Here is a 13504-nt window from a genome sequence, read left to right as displayed (position 1 = left end):
GCGAGCAAGCTCGCTCCTACAGGTAGATACCGTTTTGCTCTGAGGAGAGTGTGAATGAGCCAAGTATTGGAAGATCTGGTGGACTTGCTGACCCTGGAACCGATCGAGGAAAACCTCTTTCGCGGCCGCAGCCAGGACCTGGGTTTTCGCCAACTGTTCGGCGGCCAGGTGCTCGGCCAGTCGCTGTCGGCTGCCAGCCAAACGGTAGAAGAAGCGCGTCACGTGCATTCCCTGCACGGCTATTTCCTGCGCCCTGGCGATGCCGCATTGCCGGTGGTGTACTCCGTGGATCGTGTGCGTGACGGCGGCAGTTTCAGCACCCGCCGGGTGACGGCGATCCAGAAGGGCAATCCGATCTTCACCTGCAGCGCCTCGTTCCAGTACGACGAAGAAGGCTTCGAGCACCAGACCACCATGCCCGTGGTGGTTGGCCCGGAAAACCTGCCGTCGGAGCTGGAACTGACTCACCTGCGCGCGCACCTGATCCCCGAACACATGCGCGAAAAACTGCTGTGTCCCAAGCCGATCGAAGTGCGCCCGGTCACCGAGAAAGACCCGTTCAACCCGCAGCCGTCCGATCCGGTCAAGTATGTGTGGTTCCGCGCCGACGGTGCCCTGGCCGACTCGCCGGCCCTGCATAAATACCTGCTGGCCTACGCCTCGGACTTCGGCCTGCTGACCACCTCGCTGCTGCCCCATGGCAAGACCGTGTGGCAGAAAGACATGCAGGTCGCCAGCCTCGACCACGCGCTGTGGTTCCACGCCGACCTGCGCGCCGACGACTGGTTGCTCTATGCCATGGATAGCCCATGGGCCGGTAATTCCAGGGGGTTCTCCCGTGGCAGCGTGTATAACCGCGCCGGGAAATTGGTGGCGTCGGTGACTCAGGAAGGCTTGATTCGTCATCGCAAGGACTGGGCATGAGCCTGTCTGACGTTAAACATTGGGTGTTCGACATGGACGGCACGCTTACGGTGGCCGTGCATGACTTTGTGGCCATTCGCGTGGCCCTGGAGATACCGCCCGAGGATGACATCCTCACTCACCTCGCGGCGTTGCCGGCGGATGTCGCGGCGGCCAAACATGCCTGGCTGCTGGAGCATGAACGCGAGCTGGCGCTGGGTTCAGTCGCGGCGCAAGGCGCGGTAGAACTGGTGCGCGAGCTGGCCGGGCGTGGTTATCGCCTGGGCATCCTGACCCGCAATGCGCGGGAATTGGCGCATGTCACGCTGCAAGCCATCGGCCTGGCGGACTGCTTTGCCGTCGAGGATGTGCTGGGGCGTGATGATGCACCGCCCAAGCCTGATCCGGGCGGCCTGCTGAAACTGGCAGCGGCCTGGGACGTTGCGCCGGGCGAGATGGTGATGGTGGGGGATTACCGCTTTGACCTGGATTGCGGTCGGGCGGCGGGGACGCGGACGGTGTTGGTCAATCTGCCGGAAAACCCGTGGCCGGAACTGGCGGATTGGCATGCAGAGGACTGCGCGGTGTTGCGCCGGATGATCTGAGGCCCGCTCCCGCTATACCTTCTCGAAGTCTTTGTGCAGCCTTTCCAAAACGTTGAAGATGCCCGAACCGGCGCGTTTTGGAATATTCAATTGATCGAACACGCCTCTCCACTTCATCAGCGCTGCAAGTGTCTGGTCGATGTAGGCATCGGCATCGAGGTATTTGTAGTCTTTGCAGATTTCCTGGATACGTTTCCTGGTGGGCTTGCCAGGGTTGCGGCCACCGAAGCCCGAGGTGTGCTCGCCCAGTGCGGTGGAGAACGTCACATCGTAGCCCGGCGCCATTTTCCAGCTTTCTTGTTCTGTGCGCTTTGAAGGCTCATGGCAGAGAAAGGCAAAGTTCTTGGCGTGGTCATCATGGTTATGTGACAGGGCATTGAAAATCATCAGCCTGGCCATTTTTTCGACTTCGCCGGCATCTTTCGTCATTACCTGCGTCAGCTTAAGCAGGCTGGGGTAGTCAATTGAAGGTGTTCGGAAGTTCGCGTACATGAGTGCCGACACGGTCATCATGTGGATTTTCCTGTCGCCTTCTCTATCGAAGCGCTTTGTGGCAAAGAAATTCTCAACGGTGTTATCGGGCATCTTCACATTCAGAATGCTCGACTGGGCCATATGCACGCCTGCGTCCCTCGCCATTTGTGCATAGGCGAACTCGATTCCACCGGTTTCAACCGGTTCATTAAGGGCTCTGAACTTGACGATCCAGTGCGAATAGCCTGGTTTCAGTGCTGTAAAGGCTGATGTTGCGTGATTGCCATCTGCGGACAAGGCAACGATGGCCTTGGGACGTGCACCGCCGGGAGAGCCGCCCGCCAGTCGAAGTTTGGTCAGTACCGCTGCGGTATCGCCTTGTTGCACCTTGATCGATGCCTCATAGAGTTGCGCAATGTCCTCAGGCCCCGTGAGTGCTGTTTTGTCTGCCTTGGGTTGATATTCGAAGGCGCCCATGCCGCGATCACCGATATAGGCCAGTCGATCCAACGCGGTTGCGGTGAGTGCGGTGCCGTCGCTGAAGTGGCTGTTAAAAAAGCGATCCATCAGCAGCAATCCCCAGCCGTCTGGCAGAGAGTCGGCGAAGGGGCCGTGCAGGCCGTCGAACAGGTTCGGGTCTTTGGCCAACTGAGGCTTGTCGTTGAATGCCATGGTCAGCGGCGAGAGGTTGAATCCAGTGGCAAGCCAGACTTGGTCGTAGATGAAATAGATGCCTTTGCCGTCAGCCTTATGGAGCTCACCCACCTTTATCCCGTCCTTGAGGACCGTGAGTGACTCCGTATGTTTGAGCTCAATCGGTTTCATCGGGTACCCCGTTTGCGCTTGGCGTTTTTCAGCTCTTCGTAGGTATTGGGGTGTTCGGGTTTGAAGAGCTTGGCGACGCAGGTGAGCTCGTCAAGGGCGGTGGCCAGCAATATCAACCCTTCGAGGGTGACTACGCCGGTCATCTCGAATCGTTTGATCGTCGATTCGGAAACACCGGATTTTTCCGCCAGAGTTTTGCGAGACAGGTTTTTCGACAGTCGCAGCGCTTTCGCATTACTGCCCACCTCGCGTGCGAGTTCTGCAGGCGAACGCAGCAGATGCATGAATGACATTGGCCTGAACCTTATTGAGCATTTATTATTGGCTATATTTAAGCCGTTAAGTTTAAAAAACAAGATAAAAAGGTTATTTATGACCAATAGTTTTGTTATTTGAATAAAGCCTTCTGCCCCTGTGGCGACGTAAATATCCCATCCCCGTCATGCCCAACCCCCGGCACTTCCACCAACATGTGGTTCAACTGCGGATGCCGCAGCTTGAGGTAATAAAAATAGTTGTGACCACGAATCAAGCGATACGCACCCTGGGTCTCGGCCGCGCAGCTTTTATCCAGCGCAGGATGGTTCGGGTCGGTGTCCTGCTGGCCCAGCAGGTAGGTGATATCGCGTGATACGTAAGCCTGTTCCAACTGCTGAGCGCTCTGGCCCTTGGCATAGGCTGGCAGGTTCTGCATGCCGTATTTCCAGTCGTTGAAGCCCGGGCAACTGGCTGCGTCGAATTTCACCGGGCGCTGCGGGCTGAAATAGGCGTAGGACGACGGGTTGGCCACCACGTAACGCAGGCTGATGCCTTCGGCCTGCAGGGTCGGATGATCGTGGCCGGTGAGGGCAAAACGCTGTACCACTTGGCCACCGCCGGAATGGCCGGCGACCACGATTTCTTTCAGCGCCGGGAACCGTTTGCGGTCGCCCAAGTGCTTGATGATCTGGTCGAGGGCGCCGAAGGAGCTGACTTGGCCTGGGCCGACGGATGGCTCGCCGGCCATCCAGTCATTGCCCTTCCAGCGCAGGACCTGGTTGTCGAGGTGGTTGCGCTTGGCGTCCGATTCATTGAGAAACTGCGGCGCGATCACCAGGGTATTGGCGCCTTGGCCCGCGTGCTCGGCGGCATCTTCACCGCTTTGCAGGTAGGTCTGCGCATTGCGCAGGCGGCCATGCAAGATGATCAGCGCACGGGTGACCTGGGGCAGCGGTTTGCCCCAGTCCTGGCTTAAACCCAGGCTGAGGTCGCCGGCCTCCAGGTGAAAACGATCGGGGCTGACCACCTTGACGCCATGCTCTTTCTCGGCGGCCCAGGTGGTGGTGGAACAGGTCATCAACATGCCCAACAGCAATCCCAATCGTTTATTCATCTAAAGACTCTTGGCGGTAAAGGTGTCGCATTGAGTGATCTGGCCCTGGGCGAAGCCGGTCTTGAACCAGCGAACCCGCTGGGCCGAGGTGCCGTGGGTAAACGAGTCCGGCACCACGCGGCCCTGACCCTGTTGCTGCAACCGGTCATCGCCAATGGCGTTGGCCGCGTTCAGTGCCTCTTCAATATCGCCGGGTTCCAGCCAGTTCAGGCGCTTTTGCGCGCGGTTGGCCCACACCCCGGCAAAACAGTCGGCTTGCAGCTCCTGGCGTACCAGCAGGCCACCGTCGCCTTGCATCTGCCGGCCCTGTTGTCGCGCGGCCTGGATCTTCGACGAGATGCCCAGCAACGTCTGCACGTGGTGCCCGACTTCGTGGGCTATTACGTAGGCCTGGGCGAAGTCGCCGGCAGCCTTGAAGCGTTGGGACATTTCCCGGAAGAAATCCAGGTCCAGGTACACCTGCTGGTCGGCCGGGCAGTAAAACGGGCCGCTGGCGGACGTGGCGCCCCCGCAGGCGGAATTCACCCGGCCACGGAACAGAATCAGTTTAGGGTTTTTATAGGCCAACCCGTTTTCCTGGAACACCTGGCCCCAGGTGTCTTCGGTATCGCCCAGCACGGCGCGGACAAAATCGGCTTGCTCATCGTTGGCCGGCGGCGCCTGGCGCGACTGGGTGCTCACCGAGGGCGCCTGTTCCATCTGGCCGGTCAACTGGCCGAGGATCTGCAGCGGGTCCTGGCCCGTCAGCCAGCCGATGCCGACGATCAGCACAATCGCCCCGAGGCTCAGGCCCTTGCCGCCCCCAAACCGCATGCCGCCACCGCCACCACCACCGTCATCGCGGGCATCCACCACGTTGTCGCTGCGTCGGCCTTTTTTCCATAGCATGGGGCAATCCTCTTGATGAACGGTCCTACAAAGATGTGGGTTGAGTATGGCTGTTATTAGCGGCAATACCCTTCGCCGGTCTTCACAATCAGGCAGTCTTTTTTATCCGCCAACCATTTCAATCCAGTGGCTTCGCCGTCGCCGGCACGCAGCAGTTGCGGGCCGTCCGGGCGGGTGAAGGCGATGCCGTCTTCGGCCGCTTCACCTTTAAAGGTGCCGGAATCATCGGCGTCGAGGCCGTATTGCATGGTGAGGACGTAGTGACCACGGCCGACGCTGTCGTCCTTGGCGATGGTCAGGTTGAGGCCTTCCACGCCAATCCACTTGCCGACCCACTTATCGGTGGGCGGGGTTTCCGGTACCAGGGTTGCTTGCACTGAAGCTGGCGCGGGTTTGGCGGGTGCCTTGACTTCCTGGTTGCAGGCGGCGAGCAGGGCAAGGGCAGAGAGAACAAAAAGGGTTTTTTTCATAGCGGGCAGGCCTTGGTTAAAAAGTGTGCAACGCAGGGGCGAACGTGCAGCGTTGGACTCGAATCCGGTGATTTAGTGCGCTGTTCGCACGGTGTTTGGTTATGCTCTTGGGGCAGACGCATGCCCGGTTGCTAGATTACCGGGTTGAGTGCCATAGCGTTCAGCCCGCTCAGCAAGAGAATTCAATGACCCTAAGTACCCCTCTCTCCGGCGTCAATCACCCGTTCAAAGGCATTTTATTGATCGTGGTGGCGACCTTCCTGTTCTCCAGCCACGACGCCTTGTCCAAATACCTGGCCGGGTTCTACCCGATTGTGATGGTGGTGTGGGCGCGTTACATGGTGCATACCCTGCTGATGGCCGGGATATTCCTGCCGCAATCGGGCTTGCGTGTGCTGCGTAGCAAACGCCCCGGCATGCAGGTAGTGAGGGCGTTATGCCTGTTGGGCACCAGCCTGTTTTTCACCTCGGCCTTGCATTACATCCCCTTGGCAGAAGCCACGGCGGTGAACTTCCTCGCGCCGATTCTGGTGACGGCGCTTTCGGTGCCTCTGCTCGGCGAACACGTGACACGCGGCCAATGGCTGGCAGTGATCTGCGGGTTTATCGGGGTGCTGGTGATCATCCATCCCGGCGGTGAACTCTTCACCCCTGCGGTATTGCTGCCGATGTGCTCGGCGCTGTTCTTCTGCTTCTACCAACTGCTCACGCGCATCCTGAGCAAATACGACACGCCGACCACCAGCAACTTCTTCGCCGGCCTGTGCAATACCTTGGTGATGAGTGCGATGGTGCCGTTCTTCTGGCAGGTGCCGACCCTGTGGCACGGCGTGTTGATGCTGGCGCTGGGCACCTGCGGGATGACCGCACACTTGATGCTCACCCAGGCGTTCCGCTTTGCGGCGCCGGCCTTGCTGGCGCCGTTCGGCTATTGCCAGATCGTGTTTGCGGGGTTGTTGGGCTGGCTGGTGTTCAGTCATACCCCCGACCTGACCACAGTGGTCGGCATCGGGGTGATCTGCATGAGCGGGTTGGCCGCTGCCTGGCAGCAGCGGCGGCGATGAATCACGCGTCGACGGTAGGAATCTTGCGCGGTGCCATGAAGTACATCCAGATCAGCGCGATGAAGTACATCGCCGGGATCAAGGTGAACAACACGGTGTAGTTGTTGTTGGTCACCGTCAGGATGTGGCCGACGATCTGGGTCATGAACATGCCGCCGATGGCCGCGCACATGCCGCCGAAACCGAACACCGTGCTCATCATGTGCTTGGGCGTGTAGTCCATCACCAGGCTCCAGATGTTGGCGGTCCAGGCCTGGTGAGCGCCGATGGCCAGGGAGATGGCAAACACCGCGACCCACAGTTGGCTGGAACCGGCCGCCATGATCACGCCGACGATGCAGCAGGCAAACAGCAGCATCGACAGCAGCCGCGCCTTGATCGAATTCATCCCGCGGCCGATCAGGAACGACGACAGAATCCCCCCGCCCACACTGCCGAAGTCGGCTGTCAGGTAAATGATGATCAGCGGGATGCCCATCTGGGTCACGTTGATGCCCAGGTTGTATTGCTGGTTCAGGAACGGCGGTAGCCAGTACAGGTAGAACCAGAACACCGGCGCAGTCAGCGAGTAGGCGAGGGCGAAGGCCCAGGTGCCGCGCATGCGCAAAATGCGGCTGAACGGTACGCGGGGTTGTTCCGGTTCGACTTCCTGTTGCACGTAGTCCAATTCGGATTGTTTAACGGTGGGATGGTCTTCCGGGTTGTGGTACTTCAAACCCCAGAACACCAGCCAGATCAAGCCCAGTGACGCCATGCACAGGAATGCTGCCTGCCAGCCCCATACGTGCAGGATCAGCGGCAGCAGCATTGGCGTCATCATCGCGCCGACGTTGGTGCCGGCGTTGAAAATGCCGGTGGCCACCGCGCGCTCACCGGCGGGGAACCACAGGCGTGTGGTCTTGACGCAGGCGGGGTAGTTGGCGGCTTCAGTCAGCCCGAGGATAAAGCGGCAGACCATAAACCCGACCGCCGAAGTCGCCAGGCCGTGGGCACCGGTGGCCAGGCTCCACAGCAGCACTGCGCAGAAGAACACGCGCTTGACGCCGACGCGGTCGATCAAGCGGCCCTGTAGCACAAAACCGATGGCGTAGCCGACCTGGAACCAGAAGTTGATGTTGGCGTAGTCCATCGCCGTCCAGCTCATCTCCTTGGCCAGGATCGGTTGCATCACGCCCAGGGCGGCGCGGTCGATGTAGTTGAGGGTGGTGGCGAAAAACACCAGGGCCAGCATGCCCCAGCGGGTTTTACCGACGGCCATTGCGCCGCGAATCTTGTCGCCGATGCCGGTGTGCGGGTTGGCCGGGCGCTCGGCCAGGACGGAGTTTTGCGAAGGCATGAGGGGGTACCCGTTTTTTTGAAATTTTTATGGTGTGTTCTGGGTCTTGTTACGTGATCGATGGTGCGCAGTGGCTAAAAAATCGTCAATTCGTCGATTGCCATTTTGTTCGATAATCGCCCATAAAACTAACCGGTTCGTACATTTCAATTGCTGTGAACAGTTTAGCGGCCAATAATTTGCCGTAAATAAGACGAGCCTCAAATGCCTGGAGTCGCCCCATGCAACGTTCCATCGCCACCGTTTCCTTGAGCGGCACCCTGCCGGAAAAGCTCGAAGCCATCGCCGCCGCCGGGTTTGACGGGGTCGAGATTTTCGAGAACGACCTGTTGTATTACGACGGCAGCCCGCGTGAAGTTAGGCAAATGTGCGCCGACCTCGGTATCGCCATCACCTTGTTCCAGCCGTTTCGCGACTTTGAAGGCTGCCGCCGCGACCGCCTGGCGCGCAACCTGGAGCGTGCCGAGCGCAAGTTCGACCTGATGCAGGAACTGGGCACCGACCTGGTGCTGGTGTGCAGCAATGCTTCGGCCGACTGCGTGGGCGATGAACGCATTCTGCTGGATGACCTCAGCCTGTTGGCCGAGCACGCCGGCCGGCGCGGCCTGCGCATTGGCTATGAGGCACTGGCCTGGGGCAAACATGTGAACACCTGGCAACAGGTGTGGAACCTGGTGCGCCAGGTCGACCACCCGAGCCTCGGCGTGTTGCTCGACAGCTTCCACACGTTGTCGCTGAAGGGCGACCCAAGCGGTATCGCCGAGATCCCTGGCGACAAGATCTTCTTTGTGCAAATGGCCGACGCGCCGATCCTGGCCATGGATGTGCTGGAGTGGAGTCGGCATTTCCGTTGCTTCCCCGGCCAGGGCGAATTTGATTTGGCGGGCTTTCTCGCGCCTATCATCAAGAGTGGCTACACCGGGCCATTGTCCCTGGAGATTTTCAACGACGGTTTCCGCGCCGCACCCACCCGGGCCAACGCGGCGGATGGCTTGCGTTCGCTGCTGTACCTGGAGGAGAAAACCCGCCAGCGCCTGGCGCAGGAGCAACCTGCGGCGCCCGTCGACATCCTCTTCGAAACCCCGGCAGCCAGCGAATATGACGGCATCGAATTCCTGGAGTTTGCCGTTGATGAAAACCTCGGCGCCAAGCTGACCCAATGGCTGGAGCGCCTGGGTTTTGTCAAGGCGGGCCAGCACCGCTCCAAGAGTGTGAGCCTGCTGCGCCAGGGCGATATCAACCTGATCCTCAATTGCGAACCCTATTCCTTCGCCCACAACTTTTTCGAAGCCCACGGCCCGTCGTTGTGCGCCACGGCGATTCGGGTCAAGGACAGCGCCAAGGCCCTTGAGCGGGCAGTGGCCTACAAGGGCCAGCCCTATCGCGGCCTGGTCGGGCCCAACGAACTGGAACTGGCGGCCGTGCGTGCGCCTGATGGCAGCCTGATTTACCTGGTGGATCAGAGCGAAGGCGGGCTGTACGACACCGATTTCAACCTGCAAGCGGCCTCGGCTGCCAGCGGCGGCCTGCTGCGCATCGACCATATGGCCATGGCCCTGCCGGCCGACAGCCTCGACAGTTGGGTGCTGTTCTACAAGAGCCTGCTGGATTTCGAAGCGGATGACGAAGTGGTGCTGCCCGACCCCTACGGCCTGGTGAAAAGCCGTGCACTGCGCAGCCGTTGCAGTTCGATTCGCCTGCCGCTGAATATCTCCGAAAACCGCAACACTGCGATTTCCCACGCGCTTTCCAGCTATCGCGGCTCCGGCGTACATCACATTGCCTTCGACTGCGCGGACATTTTCGCCGAGGTGAGCCGAGCCAAAGAGGCGGGTGTGCCGTTGCTGGATATCCCGCTCAACTACTACGACGACCTCGCGGCGCGCTTTGATTTCGACGATGAATTCCTCAGCGAACTGGCGTACTACAACGTGCTGTACGACCGTGACGCTCAGGGCGGTGAGTTGTTTCATGTGTACACCGAACCATTCGAAGGGCGGTTTTTCTTCGAGATCATCCAGCGCAAGAACGGCTATGCCGGTTACGGCGCTGCCAACGTGGCGGTGCGCCTGGCGGCGATGGCCAAGTCGCGCAGCGGGGCGATACGCCAAGCGCGGTTGTGACCGGTAGCCCGGTGCTTCCTTCGAGGAGCGCCTCGGCCCATAATCGCGGGCTGCAAAATAAAAACGGCCGTGAGTGCACCATGACCCTGACTCCCGATCTCCGTGCTGTGCCAGACGCACCGCGCAAGAGTCGCAAGAACAATCCGGAAAAGACCCGCGAGAACATTCTCCAGGAAGCCATTGTCGAGTTTGTTCAGCAGGGCCTGTCCGGCGCGCGCGTCGATGCGATCGCCGAGCGAATTCACACCTCCAAACGCATGATCTATTACTACTTCGGCAGCAAGGAGCAGTTGTACGTCGAGGTGCTGGAGAAGCTTTACGGCGATATCCGCAACACCGAAACCCGCATGAACCTCACCGCCCTGGAACCGCGCGAAGCGATTCGTCGCCTGGTGGAATTTACCTTTGATCACCACGACCAGAACGTGGATTTCGTGCGCATCGTCAGCATCGAAAATATCCACAATGCCGAGTTCGTAAAACGCTCCGATTCGATCAAGGCGCTGAACAGCAACATCCTTGAAGGGCTGGGCGCCACCTTGCGCCGTGGCGCCGAGATGGGGCTGTTTCGTGAGGGGCTGGAGCCGCTGGACGTGCACCTGCTGATCAACTCGTTCAGCTTTTACCGGGTGTCCAACCGGCATACGTTCAGTGAGATTTTTCAGATCGAACTGTCGGATGAGGCGATCAAGCGGCGGCATCGCGACATGATTTGTGATTCGGTGTTGCGTTACCTGCAGGCCTGAGGCTAACGCGGAACCCAATGTGGGAGGGGGCTTGCTCCCGATAGCGTATTACAGCCAGCCTATATTTAGCTGACAGGCCGCAATCGGGAGCAAGCCCCCTCTCACATTTGGATTCCGTTTCGCCAGTCAGGTATTCATGCTGTGGAAGTGTTCCAACATCCTCTGCGCATCTGGCGCCTCGCCGCTGAACAACTCAAACGCCTTCACTGCCTGAAACACCGCCATATTGCCGCCATCCAGCGTGCGGCAACCCAAGGCGCGGGCGTTGCGCAGCAGTTCTGTTTCGAGTGGGAAATACACGATTTCCGCGACCCATAACTCAGCCCTCAACAGGGCGGCTGGCACAGGCGTGCCAGGCAGTTTGGCCATGCCCATCGGCGTGGTGTTGACCAGGCCGTCGGCTTCGGCCATGGCGTTTTCCAGGTCGTTGCCCACTTGGGCGCGACCGCTGCCAAAACGCTGGGCGAGGTTATCCACAAGGCCTTGGGCGCGGGCAGCGTCCACGTCGAAAATACTCAAGTGTTCGACGCCCTCCGCCAGCAGTGCATGTGCCACCGCTGCGCCCGCACCGCCGGCGCCCATCTGCACGACACGTTGGCGAGCGACGTCATTCAGATTCCTGCGAAAACCCTCGGCGAACCCCAGGCAATCGGTGTTGTGGCCAATGCGTTTGCCGTCCTTGAACACCACCGTGTTGACCGCCCCAATACCCCTGGCCTCGTCGGACAATTCATCGAGCAGCGGCAGGATCGCTTGCTTGCACGGGTAGGTAATGTTCAACCCGGTGAAGTGCATCAATTCGGCGGCGCGCAGCAGGTCGGGCAGTGCATTGATATCGAGGTGCAGCGGCTCCAGGTCGATCAGGCGATACAGGTAGCGCAGGCCCTGGGCATCGCCTTCCTGTTCATGCAGGGCAGGTGTGCGGGAGGCCTGGATGCCGGTGCCAATCAGGGCGGCGAGGATGCGCGGTTTCATCGGGTCGATCCCTTCAACAACTGGCTGAAATGTTCCAGGGCCAGGTGGTAGCCATGGCTGCCAAAACCGGCCAGCACTGCCTTGGCGACGGGCGATACAAAGGAGTGATGCCTGAACGCCTCACGTGCATGCACGTTGGATAAGTGCACTTCGATCACCGGCACTTCACTGGCCACCAACGCGTCGCGAATCGCCACCGAGGTGTGGGTCCACGCGGCCGGGTTGATCACGATACCTGCGCAACGAGCGCGGGCGCTTTGGATCCAGTCGAGTAACTCGCCTTCGTGGTTGGTCTGGCGAAACTCGATCCTCAGCCCCAGTTGTTCCGCGCTACGGCCGCACAGGGCGGCGACGTCGGCCAGGGTTTCATGCCCGTAGGTGGCAGGTTCGCGGGTACCGAGCAGGTTGAGGTTGGGGCCGTTGAGCACCAGCACGATGGGCGGCATAGGGGGTCTCCACAGTTATTATTGGTTGTGGGGATAAAATGTACTGAATGGTTAGTTTGGTCAATCAACCGCATTGCATCCTCGTCGACATATGTTCGATTACCGAACCATTAGTCAGTGAGAGTGGCGATTTTCAGCGTCGGCATGAGTGGTTACAAGACCGGATTCGACGGGGCGTGCACCGTTACTAATCTGTGAACAGCTCCCGTTGCAGGAGCCGGTTGTCGGGTGACACGGGAAAAGTGTTACCTGACGGAAAATAACCTAACGGATGGGTTACGATGCGAGTAGGTGCTTACAAAGGATATGTAATCTCGGTGTTTCTCAGGGACGAACATTGCCCGCCTCACGTACATGTCAGGGGCAAGGCTTGGGATGCGCGTTTTCGTTTCAGCTTTCTGGACGGGCAGGTGGAGTTGTGGGATGTAGACCCTGAACGGAGGCGGCCACCGACCGCGGTCCTGGAGGGAATACGCAAGGCGATAATGCAGCGGCACTACCTGGCGCGTGCACGCAGGATCTGGTGGGAAAGACTGCGAACGGTTTGCCTGGCGAATCATTCCTGGGACTGGGAAGCCGATGAGGTGTTGCCTGGGTTAATCATTCAGCGGGGTGTTTATGTGATCGCACATGCCCGGCACGATGTCGTGGGGCAGAAAACAATTTTGAATCTGGTCAGGGCGCCGGGTTTTGTGGAGATCGACTTATGAAAAAAATCGTAAAAGCCAAAGTTTTACCCTATGTACCGATCACCGAGGCCGATATCGACAAGGCAATAGCCCGAGGACGCAGGTTAAAACGTGTATACGCCAACGCCAGCAACGTGCGTTATGAAAATGACTGCATATCCATAGGCTTCGGCGATGGCAGCCGCATCATGTTGCCGGTGGCCGGTCTCCCGGAGTTCGAGGGGTTTTCCTTACAAGACTTCCAGCAGTTGGAGGTCGGTTACGGCGGCAAGGCGTTGTGCTGTGAGGACCGCGACCTGGACGTTTCCATCACCGGCCTGATCGCTACGAGCCAGCCTTTGATGGAGCTGGCCGCTAGCCTGGTGGCGTCGCGCAACGGTCGCAAGAGCAGCGCCGCCAAAGCCGCCGCCGCCCGAGCCAATGGCAAGAAGGGCGGCCGGCCACGCAAAGAGGTCTTGGATGCCGGTGAACCAACGGATGTATGAAGATCAATGTGGGAGGGGGCTTGCTCCCGATGGCGGTGTGTCAGCCTGTACGTTGGGTGGCTGAAACATTGCTATCGGGAGCAAGCCCCCTCACACACTTTTT

15 protein-coding genes are annotated in these 13504 nt (G+C 59.6%); 7 read left to right on the top strand and 8 right to left on the bottom strand.

Annotated features, from left to right (window positions below):
• Positions 1–54 precede the first annotated feature (54 nt).
• Together tesB and ACR52_RS12905 are read left to right on the top strand one after the other, a co-directional pair.
• Positions 55–924 carry an acyl-CoA thioesterase II gene (tesB, locus tag ACR52_RS12910; protein WP_048724567.1) on the top strand — a complete coding sequence of 290 codons (870 nt, stop codon included), beginning with the start codon at positions 55–57 and terminating at the stop codon, positions 922–924.
• Complete coding sequence (locus tag ACR52_RS12905) at positions 921–1508, top strand: HAD family hydrolase (protein ID WP_048724566.1); 588 nt, start codon at positions 921–923, stop codon at positions 1506–1508. Before tesB ends, ACR52_RS12905 begins: the two co-directional genes overlap by 4 nt.
• Before the next feature lie 12 nt (positions 1509–1520).
• Here the strand turns inward: ACR52_RS12905 and ACR52_RS12900 are convergent, their stop codons facing one another.
• From ACR52_RS12900 to ACR52_RS12880, 5 genes are all read right to left on the bottom strand, one after another.
• Positions 1521–2807 (bottom strand): type II toxin-antitoxin system HipA family toxin, encoded by a 1287-nt coding sequence (locus ACR52_RS12900; RefSeq protein WP_048724565.1) that lies wholly within the window; start codon positions 2805–2807, stop codon positions 1521–1523.
• Entirely contained in the window at positions 2804–3100 is a 297-nt protein-coding gene (locus tag ACR52_RS12895; protein WP_048724563.1) for a helix-turn-helix domain-containing protein, read from the bottom strand. The genes ACR52_RS12900 and ACR52_RS12895 overlap by 4 nt, the downstream gene beginning before the upstream one ends.
• 95 nt (positions 3101–3195) lie before the next feature.
• Entirely contained in the window at positions 3196–4179 is a 984-nt protein-coding gene (locus ACR52_RS12890) for a hypothetical protein (protein ID WP_048724561.1), read from the bottom strand.
• Entirely contained in the window at positions 4180–5067 is an 888-nt protein-coding gene (ypfJ, locus tag ACR52_RS12885; protein WP_048724560.1) for a KPN_02809 family neutral zinc metallopeptidase, read from the bottom strand.
• Positions 5068–5123: 56 nt separating this feature from the next.
• Positions 5124–5537, bottom strand: a complete 414-nt coding sequence (locus tag ACR52_RS12880; protein WP_048724558.1) for a lipoprotein — start codon at positions 5535–5537, stop codon at positions 5124–5126.
• A gap of 185 nt (positions 5538–5722) precedes the next feature.
• Here ACR52_RS12880 and ACR52_RS12875 point away from each other — a divergent pair, with 185 nt between their 5' ends.
• Entirely contained in the window at positions 5723–6601 is an 879-nt protein-coding gene (locus tag ACR52_RS12875) for a DMT family transporter (protein ID WP_048724556.1), read from the top strand.
• A gap of 1 nt (position 6602) precedes the next feature.
• On the opposite strand, the gene ACR52_RS12870 is transcribed toward ACR52_RS12875, so the two are convergent.
• Positions 6603–7937, bottom strand: coding sequence for an MFS transporter (locus ACR52_RS12870; protein ID WP_048724555.1), 1335 nt, complete (start codon positions 7935–7937; stop codon positions 6603–6605).
• A 221-nt stretch (positions 7938–8158) separates the two neighbouring features.
• Here ACR52_RS12870 and quiC point away from each other — a divergent pair, with 221 nt between their 5' ends.
• Both quiC and ACR52_RS12860 read left to right on the top strand, forming a co-directional pair.
• Entirely contained in the window at positions 8159–10060 is a 1902-nt protein-coding gene (gene quiC, locus ACR52_RS12865) for a 3-dehydroshikimate dehydratase QuiC (protein ID WP_048724553.1), read from the top strand.
• Between the two features lie 80 nt (positions 10061–10140).
• Complete coding sequence (locus ACR52_RS12860; protein ID WP_048724552.1) at positions 10141–10806, top strand: TetR/AcrR family transcriptional regulator; 666 nt, start codon at positions 10141–10143, stop codon at positions 10804–10806.
• Positions 10807–10932: 126 nt separating this feature from the next.
• Here the strand turns inward: ACR52_RS12860 and ACR52_RS12855 are convergent, their stop codons facing one another.
• Complete coding sequence (locus ACR52_RS12855) at positions 10933–11781, bottom strand: shikimate dehydrogenase (protein WP_048724551.1); 849 nt, start codon at positions 11779–11781, stop codon at positions 10933–10935.
• On the bottom strand, positions 11778–12227 hold the full coding sequence (gene aroQ, locus ACR52_RS12850; RefSeq protein WP_048724550.1) for a type II 3-dehydroquinate dehydratase: 450 nt from the start codon (positions 12225–12227) through the stop codon (positions 11778–11780). The genes ACR52_RS12855 and aroQ overlap by 4 nt, the downstream gene beginning before the upstream one ends.
• 281 nt (positions 12228–12508) lie before the next feature.
• On the opposite strand from aroQ, the gene ACR52_RS31225 reads away from it, so the two are divergent.
• Together ACR52_RS31225 and ACR52_RS12840 are read left to right on the top strand one after the other, a co-directional pair.
• Positions 12509–12937 carry a hypothetical protein gene (locus tag ACR52_RS31225; RefSeq protein ID WP_048724549.1) on the top strand — a complete coding sequence of 143 codons (429 nt, stop codon included), beginning with the start codon at positions 12509–12511 and terminating at the stop codon, positions 12935–12937.
• Positions 12934–13401, top strand: coding sequence for a DUF2442 domain-containing protein (locus ACR52_RS12840; protein WP_048724548.1), 468 nt, complete (start codon positions 12934–12936; stop codon positions 13399–13401). Before ACR52_RS31225 ends, ACR52_RS12840 begins: the two co-directional genes overlap by 4 nt.
• Positions 13402–13504: the final 103 nt, after the last annotated feature.

The organism is Pseudomonas fildesensis, from assembly GCF_001050345.1.
GTDB lineage: Bacteria > Pseudomonadota > Gammaproteobacteria > Pseudomonadales > Pseudomonadaceae > Aquipseudomonas > Aquipseudomonas fildesensis.
Note: the sequence above shows the minus strand (reverse complement) of the source record. Positions and strands in the feature narration are given on the sequence as shown.